Here is a 15763-nt window from a genome sequence, read left to right on the forward strand (position 1 = left end):
GCAATGGGACGACCGGCGCTTTCATTGGGCCTGTGAAAGAGCCGCTATAATATCGGTCGCGCGGTGATATAGCTCAGTTGGTTAGAGCGCAGCATTCATAATGCTGATGTCGGTGGTTCAAGTCCACCTATCACCACCACGGTTTCGCGGAGCCCCAGAGGTCTGAACTTCTGGGGCTTTGTTACTTCACAGCCTCTGGACATAAACCATGAAACGCTGCCTGCACTTCCTGTCCCTGTCCCTGGCCCTGCCCGCCGCTGTGATCGCCGTCCTGATGACGCTGGCAAGCCTGTTCGCCACGGCGGCGCTGGCCCAGACCGACGAAGTCCCCAGCGTCCGCAATTTCCCCAAGGCTGCCCTGCGCGGCCTGCTGGTGGTCCGGGCACCGCCCGACATCAGCCTCAATGGCAAGGCCGACCGCCTGTCTCCCGGTGCCCGCATACGCAACGCCAACAACAACTTTGTGTTGTCGGGCACCCTGCTGGGCCAGGAGTTGCTGGTCAACTACACCCGCGACAGTGCCGGTCTGGTGTACGAGGTCTGGGTGCTGACCACCGAGGAAGCCAAGGAAAAACGCGCCGGCCTGTCCACGCGCAATTTCATCTTCAGCTTCGAGGGCGAAGCCGCACCGCAGGACGACGGCAAGACCCCCTATAACCAGCTGCCCCGCTACAAATAGCCGGTCCCGCGCCTTCCCGCCCGCCGTTTTGAACAAAACAGGCCTCCAGCCCTTTACTGGCGTGCGCCAGTAGCTCCCAATTCGATAGCAAATTCATGAGCAAAAAAGTCTTCATCAAAACCTTCGGCTGCCAGATGAACGAGTACGACTCGGACAAGATGTCCGACGTGCTGCACGCCGCCCAGGGATACGAGCCCACCAGCAATGTGGACGAGGCCGACCTGATCCTGTTCAACACCTGCTCGGTGCGCGAGAAAGCGCAGGAAAAGGTGTTCAGCGACCTCGGGCGCGTCAAGCACCTGAAGAAGAAGGGCGTGCTGATCGGTGTCGGCGGCTGCGTGGCCAGCCAGGAGGGTGACGCCATCATCGAACGCGCGCCCTATGTCGATGTGGTGTTCGGGCCGCAGACCCTGCACCGCCTGCCCGATCTGCTGGCCCGGCGAGTCAGCCTGGGCAAATCGCAAGTGGACATCAGCTTTCCCGAGATTGAAAAATTCGACCACCTGCCGCCGGCCCGCGTGGAAGGTCCCAGCGCCTTTGTCAGCATCATGGAAGGCTGTTCCAAATACTGCAGCTACTGCGTCGTGCCCTACACGCGCGGCGAGGAAGTCTCGCGCCCGTTCGAGGACGTGCTGGTGGAAGTGGCGGGGCTGGCCGACCAGGGCGTGCGAGAGGTGACGCTGTTGGGACAGAACGTCAACGCCTACCGCGGACCGATGGGCGGCACCGCCGACATCGCCGATTTCGCGACCCTGCTCGAATACGTCTCCGACATTCCCGGCATCGAGCGCATCCGCTATGTCACCAGCCACCCCAACGAATTCACGCAGCGCCTGATCGATGCCTATGGCAAGCTGCCCAAGCTGGTCAATCACCTGCACCTGCCGGTGCAACACGGTTCCGACCGCATCCTGATGGCGATGAAACGCGGCTACACGGCGATGGAATACAAATCCACCATCCGCAAACTGCGCGCGATCCGCCCCGACCTGGCCATGAGCAGCGACTTCATCGTCGGTTTTCCCGGCGAAACCGACGACGACTTCAGCAAGATGATGAAACTGATCGATGACATCGGCTACGACACCTCGTTCAGTTTCATCTTCAGCCCGCGGCCCGGCACGCCGGCGGCCAACCTGCCCGACGAGACGCCGCACGCGGTCAAACTCGCGCGGTTGCAGCGCCTGCAAGCGGCGATCGACGACAGCGTGCGCGCCATCAGCGCCAGCCGCCAGGGCACGACGCAGCGCATCCTGGTCGAAGGGGCTTCGCGCAAAGACCCCACCGAGCTGATGGGCCGCACCGAGTGCAACCGCGTCGTCAACTTCAGGGGCCAGCCCCGCCTGATCGGCCAGATGGTGGACGTGACCATCACCGAAGCCTCGCAACGCTCCCTGCGCGGCGAAGTGCTGCACAACGAAGAACCCGCGCTGAGCGCTTGAAGTCATACGCAGTGCCCCCGCCGGCAAGGCCTCCCCATGCTTGAGCGCGTTTCCTTCCGCCAGCTGCTGGTGGCCGCCTTCTTGCTGATTGCCGGCCTGCTGGCCGCCGCCTCGCTGCGCGCCGTGTTCACGCTGGAGCAACTCACGATGCAAAGCCGCGACGGCGCGGTGCGCGCGCTCGACCTCAGTGCGGCCGCCCAGTCCCTGAACGAGCGCAGCGTGACAATGGAACGCACGGCGCGCCAGTCGCTGGTGTTGTCCGACCGTGTGCTTCGCGAGCGCTTCGACGAAGCCGCGGCCGATGCCAGAACCGTGCTGGCGCGGCTGGGCCTGCAGAATGTGCCCGCTGCCCTGGTCAGCGACTGGAAGAACCACTTGCACGCTGTCACCGCGCTGCTGTCCGGCTCGCCCGATACCGCGCTCGACAGGGACCGGCAGGTCGCGCAGGAATTCCGCGAGCTGGACCGCATCAATGCGGCGATTGCGCAGCAGGTCCGGCAGACCATTGCCAGGCAAAACCGCAGCCTGCTCGACACGCTGGAAGACCGCCGCCGGCAATTGACACAGCAGGTGCTGGGCGCGATCGGGCTGGCGGTCCTGATGGCGCTGGCGTTCGGCATCTGGCTCACACGGCCACTCAACCGCCTGGAAAAAGCCATCATCGGCCTCGGCGAGAATCGCCTGGACGAGGCCATCCGCATCGACGGTCCGGCCGACTTGCAGCTGGTCGGGCAAAGGCTGGAATGGCTGCGGCTGCGGCTGGTGGAGCTGGACGCCGACAAGTCGCGGTTTTTGCGTCACGTCTCGCACGAACTCAAAACCCCGCTGGCTTCGCTGCGCGAGGGCGTGTCGTTGCTGGAGGACGGCGTGGCCGGAGAACTCAGCGCCAACCAGCGGGAAGTGGCCAAAATCCTGCGCCACAACACCGGCCTGCTGCAAGGCCAGATCGAGGACCTGCTGCGCTTCAACGCCGCGGCGTTTGAGGCCCGCCAGCTGCGCCGGGAAAAAACCGACCTGCTGCAGCTGATTGAAGAACAGGTGGAAGGCCAGCGCCTGCAGTGGCGCGCGCGCGATCTGCAGGTCCAGGTCGAGGGTCCGGCGCTGCAGGCCGAGGTGGACCGCGACAAGCTGGGAACCGCCATCGCCAACCTGCTGTCCAACGCCATCCGCTTTTCTCCGGTCGGGGGCAGGATACGCATCCGGCTGAGCCCGTTCGCCGAGGTCGTGCACATCGACATGGACGACGAAGGTCCGGGGATCGCCTACGACGACCACGCACGCATTTTTGAACCCTTTTACCGCGGCGAGCGACAACCGCCGCAAGTGGTACGTGGCAGCGGCATTGGCCTGTCCATCGTCCACGAGTACATTGCTGCCCATGGGGGCCGGGTGCAGTTGCTGCCGGACGGCCCGGGTGCACATTTCAGGATAGAACTTCCCCATGCTTTCACGTCTTGAGGCCTTCGGCCCCGTTTTCCGCCGCCCCCTGCCCTGGGCGCTGGCCCTCAGCCTGGCTGCCGGCTGCACCGTGCCTGCCCCAGCTCCGGCCAGGCCGGACACGGCGCCCACGACGGCGGCCCCCCCTGCAACGCCACCAGCACCGGGAAACGCCGTGTTTTTCGAGGCAGACCTCGTCACGCCCCTGCTGGCCTACGCCGACCGGCTGCGCAGCCTGCCCGGCCCCGAACTCGCACAGGAAATCGCCCGGCTGGGCAACGCCGCATCAACGGGCGACCAGCTGCGCCTGGCCCTCGCGCTGAGCCAGACCCGGCAGCTCCACGATCTGGTGCGCGCCCAGGAACTGCTGCAGCGCGCCCTGGCCAACAACAGCGAGGAAGCCCGGCCGCTGCACGGCCTGGCGCGCCTGCTGGCCGCGCGTTTTGCCGAACAGCGGCGGGTCGAAGACCAGCTTGACCGGCAGAACCAGCAGCTGCGTGACCTGCAGCGCCGCCTCGAACAGACGCAGGACAAGCTCGACGCGCTCAAGGAAATCGAACGCAGCCTGAGCAGCCGCCCCCCGGCGGCCCCGGCATCGTCGCCACGCGGCCGCACCCGGCCACCGGGACCATGACCGCCCCCAAGTCTCACCTGCTGGTCGTCGACGACGACGCCGACATGTTGCGCCTGCTGACCATGCGGCTGACAGCGGCCGGTTACCGCGTCAGCGCGGTGGGTTCGGCCGAAGCCGCCCTGACCCAACTCGAGATCGAACGCCCGCAGCTGGTACTCAGCGACGTACGCCTGCCCGGCAAAGACGGTCTGGCGCTGTTTGACGAGATCCGCAGCCAGCACCCTTCGCTGCCGGTGATCCTGCTGACAGCCCACGGCACCATTCCCGACGCGGTGGAAGCCACCGAACGCGGCGTGTTCACCTACCTGACGAAGCCATTTGACGGCAAGGGCCTGGAGGGCAAGATCGCGCAGGCCCTGGCACTGAGCGCCCCGGTGCCCTCCGCACCGGCCGGCGAGTCGCCGGCCTGGCAAAGCGGTTTCATCAGCCGCTCCAGCCGCATGGCGGAAACCCTGGCGGAGGCGCGCATGGTGGCCCAGTCGGACGCCAGCGTGATGTTGCGCGGCGAAAGCGGCACCGGCAAGGAACTGCTGGCCCAGGCGATTCACCAGGCCAGCCCGCGGGCTGCCCGCCCCTTCATCGCGGTGAATTGCGGCGCCATTCCCGAAGCCCTGCTCGAGTCCGAGCTTTTTGGCCACGTCAAGGGCGCCTTCACCGACGCCTCGGCCAACCACAAAGGACTGTTCCAGGCCGCAGAAGGCGGCACCCTGCTGCTCGATGAAATCGGTGACATGCCGCTGGCCCTGCAGGTCAAGCTGCTGCGGGTGCTGCAGGAGCGCACCGTCCGCCCGCTCGGGTCCAGCCAGTCCATCCCGGTCGATGTGCGCATCCTCTCGGCAACCCACCGGGACCTCGATGCGGCCATGGCCGAAGGCCAGTTCCGCACCGACCTGTATTACCGGCTCAATGTGGTCACGCTGACCCTGCCCCCCCTGTCCGAACGGCGCGAAGACATTGCGCTGCTGGCCAATCACTTTCTCGTCAAGCTGGCCGGAAAATACGGCAAACGCCTGAGCGGCTTTGCACCGGAAGCCATCAAGGCCCTGAACACCGCCGCCTGGCCAGGCAATGTGCGCCAGCTCTACAACGTGGTCGAACAGGTGTGTGCGCTGGCCAGCACACCTTTGATCCCCCTGACCCTGATTCAGCGCGCGCTGCGCTCGCCCAGTGTGCAGGTGCTCACCCTGGCCGAAGCACGCCAGCGCTTCGAGCGCGAGTACCTGGCCGGCCTGCTCAAACTGACCGACGGCAACGTGGCCGACGCCGCGCGGCTGGCAGACCGCAACCGCACCGAGTTTTACCGCCTGCTGCAAAAACACAGCCTCACGCCGGGCCACTTCAAAACCGACCCGGTGAGTTCCCCCGCTGACCCTGTCGCCGAAGAGCGACAGGGCCAAGTCCCTGATTCCAAACACTAAACTCCTCACGCGGCTGATAGTTGTCGTCCGGAGGCGACAAAAACAGGGTTCAAGCAGCCTCTTTCACGGCCTGATTCCACGATCCACACGTGGAATCCATTCAAGCCTTTGATTTAAAACAGCTTTTTCAGGTTGGCACAGGGTTTGCCCTAGTCAATCCATGCACGCTGTTTTGCCCCGCTTCACCGCGCCTTTCCTGCACCTGCGGCCAGCACGCTTTTTTGCCCTGCTGGGCCTGTGTGTGGCGCTCACCAGTGCCCATGCCTGGACTCTGGACGATGTGGGTGCCTTGGCGCAACAACGTGCGCAAACCCCCTACCAGCAACCACGTGCCGCTGTTCCCGCCGAACTGGCGGCCCTGGACTACGACGGCCTGCGTGACATCCGTTTCAAGGACGACAAGGCCTTGTGGCGGGCTGACCAGTTGCCCTACGAAGCGAAGTTTTTCCATGTCGGCCGGCAGACCGACGCGGTTCACATTCACGAGTTGTCTGCCCAGGGCAACAAGCTCCTGCGCTACAGCGCCGACGACTTCACCTACGGCAAGAACCAGCTGGACCCGGCGCGCTGGGGTGATATCGGCCATGCCGGATTTCGCATCCACACCTCGCTCAATTCGCCCGCCTACAAGGATGAGCTGATTGCCTTTCTGGGCGCCAGCTACTTCCGCGCCCTGGGTGCCGGCCAGCGTTATGGCCTGTCGGCCCGCGGCCTGGCGGTGGACCCCACCGGCGCAAAGCAGGAAGAGTTTCCGCGCTTCACCGATTTCTGGCTGGAAAAACCAGCGCCCGGTGCAAAGCAGGTCACGGTGTATGCCCTGCTGGATTCGGCGCGCATGACGGGCGCCTACCGCTTTGACATCCGCCCAGGGGAAGAAACGGTCACCGAAGTGCACGCCCGCATCTTCATGCGCGCAGGCGCTGGTCCGCGCGTGGCCACCTTGGGTGTGGCGCCGCTGACCAGCATGTTTTTCTTCGGTGAAAATCAGCCCCGCGCGGGCGACTTCCGGCCTGAAGTGCACGACTCGGACGGCCTGATGGTCGCCACCGGCGAAGGCGAGTGGCTGTGGCGCCCGCTGCAGAACCCGACGTCCCCGCTGGTGACCTCTTTCAGCATGAAAAACCTCAAGGGTTTTGGCTTGATGCAGCGTGACCGCGCCTTCAGCAACTACGAGGACACCGAAGCCCGCTACGAGCTGCGGCCCAGCGCCTGGGTGACCCCGCTGGGCGACTGGGGCGCCGGCCGTGTCGAGCTGTTGCAGTTTGCGACGCCTGACGAAACCCATGACAACGTGGCCGCCTATTGGGTCCCGGAAAAAACCCCGATGCCCGGCCAGTCGCTTGATCTCGCGTGGCGGATTGGCTGGCAAGGCACCAGCCAGCAGCGCCCGCCCAACGGCTGGGTGACCCAGTCGCGCCGCGGCACCGGCTACAGCAAGCTCAACGCCGAGGCCCTGGCCCAGCAGACACAGTTTGTCATCGACTTTGCCGGGCCGGCCCTGGATGCGCTTCCGGAGGGCGCCAGAGTGGAGGCGATCACCACGGCCAGCAGCAACGCCCGCGTCGTTGAAAGCATCGCTTACCGCAACCCCGCCACCGGCACCTGGCGCATGAGCCTGCGCGTGCAGCGCCTGGACACCCCCGCCAACCAGAACGCCCAACCCATCGAGCTGCGCGCCTTTCTCCAACATGACACTCACACACTGACCGAAACATGGACCAACCTGATCACACCCTGACGCCCCGCAGCCTGCTGCGCGAAGAACGCCATCCGAATTCGGTCACCGCGCCGCCGGTACGTCGCGGCTCCATGGCGCCGCGCCCCTGGCGCGGCTTCTGGAGCAGCCTTTGCACGGCCGCGCTGGGGCTGACACGTCCGCCCGCCAGCCGCCCTCTGCCGCTGCAGGAGGTACAGAAGCGCCAGCCCTGGCAACAAGCTGCCGCGCGGCGCAGGGCCGTCTTTGTGATGCTGACGGTACTCAGCACGGTCCTCGCCACCAGCCTGTTCGCCGACATGCAGCCCGACTACGACAGCGCCTGGCTGCAGTACGGCCAACTCGTGCTGTTTGCGCTGCTGTCCGCCTGGGTGGTCACCGGTTTCATGACGGCCATGATGGGGTTTTACGTGACGATTCGCGGCGACAAACATGCCCTGTCGGCCAGACATGTCCAGCACCATGCCCTGGACGCCGGCACCCGGACGGCCATCATCATGCCGATCTGCAACGAGGATGTGCGCACCGTGTTCGCGGGCCTGCGCGCCACCTGTGAATCAGTCGCGGCGACCGGCCAGGTGAAAGCCTTCGACGTGTTTGTGCTGTCAGACACCAGCGACCCGGCCACCCAGAAGGCCGAACGCGCCGCCTGGGAAGACCTGCGCACCCAGCTGGCCGCCCAGCCCGACCAGCCCCACGTCGAGGTCTACTACCGCCTGCGCAAGCGCCGCACCGACCGCAAGGCCGGCAACGTGGCCGATTTCTGCCGCCGCTGGGGCAAGGACTACCGCTACATGGTGGTGCTTGACGCCGACAGCGTGATGAGCGGTGACTGCCTGGTGGCCATGGTCAAGCTGATGCAAGCCAACCCGAGCGCCGGCATCATCCAGACCGCCACCCAGGCCATCGGCCATGTCACCCTGCACGCCCGGGCGCAGCAATTCGCCTCCCGCGTCACGGGTCGCCTGTTCACGCTGGGCATGCAGTTCTGGCAGATGGGCGAGTCGCACTACTGGGGCCACAACGCCATCATCCGGATCGAGCCTTTCATGCAGCACTGCGCGCTGGCGCGTATCAAGGGCTCGGGCGGCATGTCGGGCAGCATCATGTCGCACGACTTTGTCGAAGCCGCGTTGATGCGCCGCGCCGGTTACCACGTCTGGCTGGTCGCCGATCTGGTGGGCAGCTACGAACAACAGCCGCCCGACCTGCTGGCCGAACTTCAGCGCGATCGCCGCTGGTGTCAGGGCAACCTGCAGAACTCGCGCCTGATTGCCGAGCCCGGCATCCATCCGGTGCACCGCTCGATGTTCGGCACGGGCGCCATGGCCTATCTGTCGGCACCCTTGTGGCTTTCTTTCCTGACGCTGGGAACAGCACTATGGCTCTCCGGCACGCCCATGGTCAGCGACTGGGTCAGGCTGCCCGGCGAACTCCTGACCTTGTGGGCCTGGACCTTGTCGATGCTGTTTTTGCCGCGTCTCCTGGGCATTGCAGCCGTGCTGATCAAGCGCCAGCAGCAGGCCTACGGCGGCACCGTCAGCCTGCTGCGCAGCGCGCTGCTGGAAACCCTGGTGGCCCTGCTGCAGGCGCCGATCCGCATGCTCGCGCACTCGCTGTTTGTGCTGGTCGCGCTGACCGGGCTCAAGCTGGAGTGGAAATCGCCACCGCGCGAAGCCGCGGCGGTGCCGTGGCGCATCGCGTTGCAACAACTCGCGCCCATGAGCGCCGTGATTGTGCTGCTCGCCGCCGGCATCACGCTGATTGACGCCAGCGCGCTGGTCTGGCTGCTGCCCGTGGGCATGCCGCTGCTGCTGGCCATCCCGATGACGGTGTTGACCAGCCAGGTTGGCTTCGGCACGGCCATGCGTGCGCACCACTACTTGCTGATTCCTGAAGAGACCCGGTCACCGGCGGTGCTGCGCCGCGCCTGGCTGCATGCCAGCCCGCGGGCGCGGCCGCGGCTGCAAGCGGCGTGAATTCGGGCAGGCCGGCCAACAACGCTCGACCGCTATAAATTCAATAGCTGTTTGCGCCCACCGGACAAGGAAATGGCGCCATTTTTCATGTGAAGGCCAAGGGGATCAGAACTTCGGCATGCCCTTCATGCCGCCCATGCGTTTCATCATTTTCATCATGCCGCCGCCCTTCATCTTCTTCATCATGGTCTGCATCTGCTCGAACTCATTGAGCAGGCGGTTGACCTCCTGAACCTGCACGCCTGAGCCTGCGGCAATGCGGCGTTTGCGCGTGGCCTTGATGAGTTCGGGCTTGCGGCGCTCGAGCGGCGTCATGCTCTGAATGATGCCTTCCTTGCGGCGGACGTCTTTTTCGGCCTTGTCCATGTCGACCTGGCCGGCCTTGGCCGCCATCTGCGCCGGCAGCTTGTCGAGCAGGCTGGACAGCCCGCCCATGCTTTTCATCTGCTGCAGCTGGCTCAAAAAGTCGTTGAGGTCAAAACCGCTGCCGGACTTCATCTTGGCGGCGAGTTTTTGCGCCGCCGCCATGTCCACGCCAGCGGTGACCTGCTCGACCAGCGCGACGATGTCACCCATGCCGAGAATGCGGCCGGCGTGGCGCTGGGCATCGAAGACTTCCAGCCCGTCGATTTTTTCACTGGTTCCCGAGAACTTGATCGGCGCGCCGGTGATCTGCCGCACGCTGAGCGCCGCGCCGCCGCGCGAGTCGCCGTCGGTCTTGGTCAGGATGATGCCGGTCAGCGGCAGCGCTTCCTTGAAGGCCTTGGCCGTGTTGATGGCGTCCTGGCCCTGCATGGCATCCACAACAAACAGGGTTTCGACCGGGTTCAGCGCCGCATGCAGCGCCTTGATCTCGGCCATCAACGCTTCGTCGATCGCCAGGCGGCCGGCGGTGTCGACCAGCAGCACATCAAAGAAATGTTTGCGCGCGTAGTCCAGTGCGGCCAGCGCGATGTCCACCGGCTTCTGGTCTGCCGTGCTGGGAAACCATTCGGCACCGGCCTGCTTTGTCACGGTCTTGAGCTGCTCGATGGCCGCCGGACGGTACACGTCACCCGACACCGTCAGCACCTTCTTCTTGCGTTTTTCGATCAGGTGCTTGGCCAGCTTGGCGGTGGTCGTGGTCTTGCCCGCACCCTGCAGACCGGCCATGAGGATCACCGCCGGCGGCTGGGCCGCCAGGTTGATGTCGCTGACGCCCTCGCCCATGGTGGCGGCCAGCTCGCGGTTGACAATGCTGACCAGCACCTGGCCCGGCGACAGCGAAGCCATGACTTCCTGGCCCAGCGCCTTTTCCTTGACGCGGGCAATGAAGTCGCGCACCACGGGCAGGGCCACGTCGGCTTCGAGCAGAGCCATGCGCACCTCGCGCAACATGTCCTGCACATTGGATTCCGTGATGCGGGCCTGGCCGCGCATTTCCTGGACGAGGCGGGAGAGTTTGTCAGTGAGGGCAGAGGCCATGAATAAGCTCCACAACTGGAGCGGAAAGGAAGTGAAAGAAGGACCAGGCGTCTGGCGCAGAAGCTAAACTGTAGCCATGATTTTAACTTTGAGCGCCTGGTGGGGTCTGGCCGCGGCCATAGGCGCAGCGCTGGCCTATGCCATCCTGGCGCTCGCCAGCGCGCGTTTGAGCGAAACCACGACGCGCGGCGTGCTGCTGCTGGCGTGGCTGCTGCACGCGCTCGCCCTGGCCGAGGGACTGCTTGGGGAACCGCCACGTTTCGGGTTTGCGCCCGCCCTGTCCATGACCGTCTGGCTGGTCCTGAGCGTGTACGCGGTGGAAAGCCGGCTGTTTCCTCAGCTCAAGGCACGCTGGACGCTGGCTGGCCTGGGCAGCGCCGCCGTCCTGCTGGCGCTGGTGTTTCCCGGCACCAGCTACCACGTGATTGCATCGCCCTGGCTGCCCTTGCACTGGGCACTGGGCATTGCCTCCTACGGCCTGTTTGCCGCCGCCGTGATTCATGGCTGGCTGATGAACCGCTCCGAACGCTCGATCCGCTCTGCCACCCAACCCGACACCGGCGTGCCCCTGCTGACCCTGGAAAGGCTGACCTTTCGTTTTGTGCAGGCCGGTTTTGTGCTGTTGACCGCCACGCTGCTGGTCGGCTGGCTGTTTGCCGAAACCCTGTACGGCCCGGGCCTGGCCGGACAATGGAACCACAAGACCATTTTTTCGGTGCTGGCCTGGATCACTTTTGCCGGTCTGCTGGTCGGCCGGGCACGCCTGGGCTGGCGCGGGCGGCAGGCGGTGCGGGTGCTGTATCTGGGCTCAGGCCTGCTGCTGCTCGGATATGTGGGCTCGCGTTTTGTCCTTGAAGTCATTTTGAAGCGCGTATGAAATACCTGTTGGTGATCGTCCTGGTGCTGGTGGTCCTCTGGCTCTGGCGCAGCAACCGGCGCGCCGAACGGCAGGACAAGCCACCCGCGCCGACAGCCGGCCGGTCCGGCCACCCGCCTACGGAAGTGGTTGCCTGCGCCGTCTGCGCCGTGCACCTGCCCCGTTCCGACGCACTGCCCGGCGGAAACGGGTTTTACTGCAGCGACGCGCATCGTCGCCAAGCCGAGGGCTGATGGCCAAGGCGGCTCCGGACTCCGGGAATTCCTGGTTTGGGCCGGTAGAGAAATCCGGCGCCTGGGAATCGGACGCCGGCAGCGAGTCCTTCGGCCGGCTGTGGCGGGCATTCATGGCGGCCCGCGTGACGCTGGCCACCGTGCTGCTTGCCCTGCAGGCCTCCATCTATGCCCTGGGCCAGCCCGTCGGCAAGGCCATGATCGCGCTGTGCGTCGCCTACTTTATTGCGGCGCTCGCCATCCGTGTCTGGGCCCATCCGAAACCACCGGGCAGCACCTTCGATGCCCAGTGGCTCTCCACGGTCGGCCTGGACGTGCTGGCATTTTCGGCCCTCAATTTCCTGCAGTCAGGGGCGATCAACTACACGGCTCTGTTCGCGTTACCTGTGCTGCTGGCTTCCGTGCTGGGCCCCATCCTGCTGGCCCTTGGGACCGCCGCCAGCGTGGCGCTGCTGCTGCTGGCCGATGCCTGGTGGGCCTCCCTGCAATTGCCGGGCGACGCCGCGGCGCGCTTTCTGCAGGCCGGTCTGAGCGGGTCCGGTTTTTTCATCATCGCCCTGCTCGCCAACCAGCTGGCCCTGCGCCTGTCGCGGGAACAGAAGCGGGCCGAACGCAGCCAGTCGGCCGCGCTCATCCAGACCCAGGTCAATGAACTGGTCATCGACACGCTGGTCGATGGGGTTCTGGTGATCGATACAGGCGGCACGGTGCGCGCGGCCAACCCCGCGTCCCTGCGTTTGCTGGCCATCGAGGATGCGGCGCGCGCCGCCCCCTTTGTGCTGGCTGCCAAGACGGCCTGGCAACCACTGGCGGCGCTGGCACAGCGGACGTTTGAGAAACGCAGCCCGCAGCAGTCCGACGTGAGCCTGGAGCATCCCTCACGCCATGCCCGTCGCCTGCAGGTGCGCACCCGGCTGGCCGCCTCGCGCGACGGCTCGCACGAGAGTCTGTGCGTGATGTTCCTGGAAGACCTGCGGGAAATGGAAGCCAGGGTGCGCACCGAAAAAATGGCGGCCATGGGGCGCATGTCGGCCGCGGTCGCCCATGAAATCAGGAACCCACTGGCGGCCATCACGCAAGCCAATGCCCTGCTGGAAGAAGACCTGCAGGACGCCGGGCAGCGACAGCTCACAGGCATGGTCCGGCAAAACGCGCAGCGGCTTGCCAGGATTGTTGAGGAAATCCTCAACATCTCGCGCGTTCAGGAGCAGGGTCCCCAGGTGCAGACCAGCGCACTGCCGCTCGATGACATGCTGCGACGCATCTGCTCGGACTGGACACAGCAAACGGCATCGGGCAAACGGCTGCAACTGCTTGCGGGAGCCGACCGGGTTGCGGTACTGTTCGAGGGCGAGCACCTTCGGCGCCTGATCATCAACCTGCTGGACAACGCCCTGCGTTATGCCAGCACCGTTGATGGTGCAATACAGGTCATCACCGAAACCACCGCCGCCGGGCAACCGCGGCTGTCGGTATGGAGCGACGGCCAACCGCTCGAAAAAACCGTGCAGTCGCATCTGTTCGAGCCGTTTTTCTCATCGGAGAGCCGCTCCAGCGGGCTGGGACTGTATATATGCAGGGAGCTCTGCGAACGCCACGGCGCGCTCATAGGTTACCAGCGGGTCGTCCGCAACTCCGTGGAAGGCAACGAGTTTTTTGTCCTCTTCCGGCCCGCCGTGGTCGAGCCGGCTTTGTCTCCGACGGGTTTTGACACAATGTGGTCTGACATCCGGAAAACCCCATGACTCTCCCGACACAAGCGCACATTCTGGTGATTGACGATGAGCCCGACCTGCGCACCCTCTACGAGCTGACGCTGCTGCGCGAAGGCTACCGGGTCGAAGCCGCTGCCGACCTGGCGCAAGCGCGGGTCCAACTGCAGCAAAAGCGCTTTGATGCCGTGATCACCGACATGCGCCTGCCCGACGGGCTGGGCCTGGAACTGCTGCGGGAGATGGTCACCCAACAGCGTCCCGAACGCTGCGTGGTCATCACCGCCCACGGCTCGGCTGAAAATGCAGTCGAAGCACTCAAGGCGGGCGCGTTTGACTACCTGACCAAGCCGGTGGACCTCAAGCAGTTTCGCGGCGTGGTGGCGTCAGCCATCCAGGGCCCGGCAAACACCACGGCCGTCCAGGAGCGCAGCAGGCCCGGCAGCGAGGACGGACCGGCTGCATCCAGGGCTGCCCGGCCCGCGGATGCAACACTGACACTGCAACGCCTGGTCGGCGAATCGGCCGTGATGCAGGCGGTCAAGGCCCGCATCGTGAAGGTCGCCAGCAGCATGGCACCGGTGCTGATCCAGGGCGAGTCCGGCACCGGCAAGGAGCTGGTGGCGCGGGCCGTGCACGACTGCAGCCACCGCGCAACAGGCCCCTTTGTCGCCGTCAACTGCGGCGCCATACCTGAAAACCTGCTGGAGGCCGAGTTTTTCGGGGCCCGCAAAGGCGCCTACACGGGCTCAACACAAGACAGGCCCGGATATTTCCAGTCGGCCAAAGGCGGCACCCTTTTTCTTGACGAGATTGGCGACCTGCCGCTGGCCATGCAGTCCAAGCTGCTGCGTGCCATCCAGGAGCGGGTCGTCCGCCCGCTGGGGTCCACACAGGAAGACACGGTGGATGTGCGTATTGTCAGTGCCACCCACAAGGATCTGGCCGCCGCAGTGGCGGCAGGCACGTTCCGCCAGGACTTGTACTACCGGCTCAACGTCATCGAAATCAGCGTCCCGCCGCTGCGTGAGCGACGCGAGGACTTGCCCGCCCTGTGTCAGGACCTGCTCGGAAGAATTTGCCGGGAGTCGGGCTTTCACATGCCGGACCTCTCCGGTCAGATCCTGGCCACCTTGCAGCAACTCCCCTTCCACGGCAACGTCAGGGAACTCGAAAATATCTTGCACCGGGCGATGGCCCTCGGCGAAGGCGGCGACCTGCATCTCGAGTCGCCACCGGCCGAATATGTCGCCGTTCCGGAAAACCTGCAGGACTTTCTCGACGCACAGGAGCGCAACATCCTGTGCAAGGTCCTGCAGGAAACAGGTTTCAACCGCACGGCGGCGGCCGCCAAACTGGGCATCAGCCTGCGCCAGATCCGTTACCGGATCGCCCGCCTGAACATCGTGACGCCTCAGGGCGATGAAGCGGCAGATGAGCCCTCCTGAGGCGGAGTCCGCGCTGTGGCAGGACGGCTGGTACCGCTATGCCCGGGCGCAGGCTTCGCCGAACTTCGGTCAGCGGCCTGCGTCGGCCTGCATCGACCTGATCGTCATCCACTCCATCAGTCTGCCCCCGGGTGAATTCGACAATGGCCAGGTGCAACGCCTGTTCACCAACCAGCTGGACTGGGACGCCCATCCCTATTTTCAGTCGATGCGCGGTTTGCAGGTGTCTTCCCATTTTTTCATCACCCGGTCCGGGCAACTCTGGCAGTTTGTCAGCTGCGATGCGCGCGCCTGGCATGCCGGCGAGTCCGGCTACCGGGGCAAAAGCAACTGCAATGACGACTCGGTTGGCATCGAACTCGAAGGCCTGGAAGGCGGGCTGTTCGAACCCGCCCAGTACGAAACCCTGGCCAGCGTCTGCGCGGCGCTGATGTGTCATTACCCGATCACGCACCTGGCCGGCCACGAACACATTGCACCCGGCCGCAAGCAGGACCCGGGACCCGGCTTCGACTGGCCCCGATTGCAGGATTCGCTGGGCTTGCCGCCTAAGTGTTTTCCCGCAACCCCCTGACGGCCCCGGCGGTTCCGGCTTGGGCGCCTTCCCTTTACATCCGCGGTCACCGGAATCACCGATCGCCCTGCAAGGCGCATGAACACGTGATCGGCACGTACCCGGCCGATCGATGCCCGGCTTCGAGGCGCCCATGAGGACCCAAGCTTGTG

General features: G+C 65.2%; 13 protein-coding genes and 1 tRNA gene. 13 read left to right on the plus strand and 1 reads right to left on the minus strand.

Annotation, left to right across the window (positions count from 1 at the left end; all coding sequences use genetic code 11):
• Positions 1-62 precede the first annotated feature (62 nt).
• From PSV26_RS09970 to mdoH, 8 genes are all read left to right on the plus strand, one after another.
• Positions 63-139, plus strand: a tRNA-Met gene (locus PSV26_RS09970).
• A 69-nt stretch (positions 140-208) separates the two neighbouring features.
• A complete protein-coding gene (locus tag PSV26_RS09975; RefSeq protein ID WP_300518105.1) occupies positions 209-679 on the plus strand; it encodes a hypothetical protein in 471 nt (156 codons plus the stop codon).
• 95 nt (positions 680-774) lie between these two features.
• Positions 775-2121: a tRNA (N6-isopentenyl adenosine(37)-C2)-methylthiotransferase MiaB gene (gene miaB, locus PSV26_RS09980; RefSeq protein WP_300570253.1), complete on the plus strand. Its 1347-nt coding sequence runs from the start codon at positions 775-777 to the stop codon at positions 2119-2121.
• Between the two features lie 36 nt (positions 2122-2157).
• Positions 2158-3579 (plus strand): ATP-binding protein, encoded by a 1422-nt coding sequence (locus PSV26_RS09985; RefSeq protein ID WP_300518101.1) that lies wholly within the window; start codon positions 2158-2160, stop codon positions 3577-3579.
• Positions 3563-4192 carry a hypothetical protein gene (locus PSV26_RS09990; RefSeq protein WP_300518099.1) on the plus strand — a complete coding sequence of 210 codons (630 nt, stop codon included), beginning with the start codon at positions 3563-3565 and terminating at the stop codon, positions 4190-4192. The genes PSV26_RS09985 and PSV26_RS09990 overlap by 17 nt, the downstream gene beginning before the upstream one ends.
• A complete protein-coding gene (locus tag PSV26_RS09995; protein ID WP_300518097.1) occupies positions 4189-5610 on the plus strand; it encodes a sigma 54-interacting transcriptional regulator in 1422 nt (473 codons plus the stop codon). The genes PSV26_RS09990 and PSV26_RS09995 overlap by 4 nt, the downstream gene beginning before the upstream one ends.
• A 160-nt stretch (positions 5611-5770) precedes the next feature.
• Positions 5771-7348 carry a glucan biosynthesis protein G gene (locus PSV26_RS10000; RefSeq protein ID WP_300570256.1) on the plus strand — a complete coding sequence of 526 codons (1578 nt, stop codon included), beginning with the start codon at positions 5771-5773 and terminating at the stop codon, positions 7346-7348.
• Positions 7324-9303, plus strand: coding sequence for a glucans biosynthesis glucosyltransferase MdoH (mdoH, locus tag PSV26_RS10005; protein WP_300570259.1), 1980 nt, complete (start codon positions 7324-7326; stop codon positions 9301-9303). The genes PSV26_RS10000 and mdoH overlap by 25 nt, the downstream gene beginning before the upstream one ends.
• Before the next feature lie 105 nt (positions 9304-9408).
• Here mdoH and ffh read toward each other — a convergent pair whose 3' ends face one another.
• Positions 9409-10767 (minus strand): signal recognition particle protein, encoded by a 1359-nt coding sequence (gene ffh / locus PSV26_RS10010; RefSeq protein ID WP_300518090.1) that lies wholly within the window; start codon positions 10765-10767, stop codon positions 9409-9411.
• A gap of 76 nt (positions 10768-10843) precedes the next feature.
• On the opposite strand from ffh, the gene ccsA reads away from it, so the two are divergent.
• Genes ccsA through ampD form a run of 5 tightly spaced genes read left to right on the plus strand, consistent with a single transcriptional unit; the run spans position 10844 to position 15611 of the window.
• Positions 10844-11644: a cytochrome c biogenesis protein CcsA gene (gene ccsA / locus PSV26_RS10015; protein ID WP_300518087.1), complete on the plus strand. Its 801-nt coding sequence runs from the start codon at positions 10844-10846 to the stop codon at positions 11642-11644.
• A complete protein-coding gene (locus tag PSV26_RS10020) occupies positions 11641-11877 on the plus strand; it encodes a PP0621 family protein (RefSeq protein WP_300518084.1) in 237 nt (78 codons plus the stop codon). Before ccsA ends, PSV26_RS10020 begins: the two co-directional genes overlap by 4 nt.
• Positions 11877-13622 (plus strand): ATP-binding protein, encoded by a 1746-nt coding sequence (locus tag PSV26_RS10025; protein ID WP_300570262.1) that lies wholly within the window; start codon positions 11877-11879, stop codon positions 13620-13622. Before PSV26_RS10020 ends, PSV26_RS10025 begins: the two co-directional genes overlap by 1 nt.
• Positions 13619-15037 (plus strand): sigma-54 dependent transcriptional regulator, encoded by a 1419-nt coding sequence (locus PSV26_RS10030; RefSeq protein WP_300570265.1) that lies wholly within the window; start codon positions 13619-13621, stop codon positions 15035-15037. Before PSV26_RS10025 ends, PSV26_RS10030 begins: the two co-directional genes overlap by 4 nt.
• On the plus strand, positions 15024-15611 hold the full coding sequence (gene ampD / locus PSV26_RS10035; RefSeq protein WP_300570267.1) for a 1,6-anhydro-N-acetylmuramyl-L-alanine amidase AmpD: 588 nt from the start codon (positions 15024-15026) through the stop codon (positions 15609-15611). The genes PSV26_RS10030 and ampD overlap by 14 nt, the downstream gene beginning before the upstream one ends.
• Positions 15612-15763 lie beyond the last annotated feature (152 nt).

Source organism: Polaromonas sp., assembly GCF_029945685.1.
Lineage (GTDB): Bacteria > Pseudomonadota > Gammaproteobacteria > Burkholderiales > Burkholderiaceae_C > Polaromonas.

Bases quoted from the DNA above. Each gene is read 5' to 3' on its own strand.
- ampD (WP_300570267.1), top strand. From the start codon at position 15,024: ATGAGCCCTCCTGAGGCGGAGTCCGCGCTGTGGCAGGACGGCTGGTAC.
- PSV26_RS09990 (WP_300518099.1), top strand. From the start codon at position 3,563: ATGCTTTCACGTCTTGAGGCCTTCGGCCCCGTTTTCCGCCGCCCCCTG.
- PSV26_RS09985 (WP_300518101.1), top strand. From the start codon at position 2,158: ATGCTTGAGCGCGTTTCCTTCCGCCAGCTGCTGGTGGCCGCCTTCTTG.
- PSV26_RS09995 (WP_300518097.1), top strand. From the start codon at position 4,189: ATGACCGCCCCCAAGTCTCACCTGCTGGTCGTCGACGACGACGCCGAC.
- PSV26_RS09975 (WP_300518105.1), top strand. From the start codon at position 209: ATGAAACGCTGCCTGCACTTCCTGTCCCTGTCCCTGGCCCTGCCCGCC.
- PSV26_RS10020 (WP_300518084.1), top strand. From the start codon at position 11,641: ATGAAATACCTGTTGGTGATCGTCCTGGTGCTGGTGGTCCTCTGGCTC.
- ccsA (WP_300518087.1), top strand. From the start codon at position 10,844: ATGATTTTAACTTTGAGCGCCTGGTGGGGTCTGGCCGCGGCCATAGGC.
- mdoH (WP_300570259.1), top strand. From the start codon at position 7,324: ATGGACCAACCTGATCACACCCTGACGCCCCGCAGCCTGCTGCGCGAA.
- PSV26_RS10030 (WP_300570265.1), top strand. From the start codon at position 13,619: ATGACTCTCCCGACACAAGCGCACATTCTGGTGATTGACGATGAGCCC.
- PSV26_RS10000 (WP_300570256.1), top strand. From the start codon at position 5,771: ATGCACGCTGTTTTGCCCCGCTTCACCGCGCCTTTCCTGCACCTGCGG.
- ffh (WP_300518090.1), bottom strand. From the start codon at position 10,767: ATGGCCTCTGCCCTCACTGACAAACTCTCCCGCCTCGTCCAGGAAATG.
- miaB (WP_300570253.1), top strand. From the start codon at position 775: ATGAGCAAAAAAGTCTTCATCAAAACCTTCGGCTGCCAGATGAACGAG.
- PSV26_RS10025 (WP_300570262.1), top strand. From the start codon at position 11,877: ATGGCCAAGGCGGCTCCGGACTCCGGGAATTCCTGGTTTGGGCCGGTA.